Below are 823 nucleotides of genomic sequence, written 5' to 3'. Positions count from 1 at the left end.
CGGCTGGTGAAGGGAGGTCGTAAGTCCTTGGTGTTGCTTCCCTAGCCTGGGAAGCGAACCCGTAAATAAGATAGATCCCAACGACCAGGTGCACCACAGAATGTCGCTCCTTTGGGAAGCACGCAGGGTAGAATATTAACCAAATGGTTGTTGCACCAGTCCTTCAAATTTGTATCGCCGCAGAAGGAGTCGTTTTATGGACGTTTTGTACAGTCGTTGCTGTGGGCTTGACGTTCATAAAAAGAATGTCGTGGCCTGCGCCCTTACACCCGAGGGGAAAGAAATTCGCACCTTTTCGACGATGACTCGGAACTTACATGAGCTTAGGGACTGGATCTTGAGTAAAGGCTGCACACATGTTGCGATGGAAAGCACCGGTGTTTTATGGAAACCGGTCTATAATGTGTTGGAGCCAGAGAACCTCGAAATCATGGTGGTTAACGCCAAAAACATCAAGAACGTCCCCGGCCGTAAGTCTGACGTCAAAGACGCGGAATGGATCGCAGGGCTTCTCCGACACGGCCTTCTAACAGGCAGTTTCATCCCGAAACGGGAACAACGCGAGAACCGGGAGTTAGGCCGTTATCGCCAAAGCCTGATCGAAGAACGAACCCGCGCAATCAATCGCGTACAAAAAGTGTTGGAAGGCGGTAATATTAAACTTTCTTCGGTTGCCAGCAACGTACTTGGGAAATCCAGTCGAGCTATGCTCGAAGCAATCATTCACGGAGAGAATGACCTCGACACATTAACCGATCTGGCACATGGCAATATGAAAGCCTCACCGGAAGAATTAAAACAGGCGTTGACGGGTGTAATAGGT

1 protein-coding gene is annotated in these 823 nt (G+C 49.7%); it reads left to right on the top strand.

Annotation, left to right across the window (positions count from 1 at the left end; genetic code table 11):
* Nucleotides 1-196 precede the first annotated feature (196 nt).
* Nucleotides 197-823 (top strand): IS110 family RNA-guided transposase (locus ACFO8Q_RS23830; protein ID WP_380029873.1); only part of this gene is annotated, 627 nt, incomplete at its 3' end.

This window comes from Effusibacillus consociatus (genome assembly GCF_042652925.1).
In the GTDB taxonomy this organism is placed as follows: domain Bacteria; phylum Bacillota; class Bacilli; order Tumebacillales; family Effusibacillaceae; genus Effusibacillus; species Effusibacillus consociatus.
This window is presented reverse-complemented; position numbering and strand designations above follow the sequence as displayed.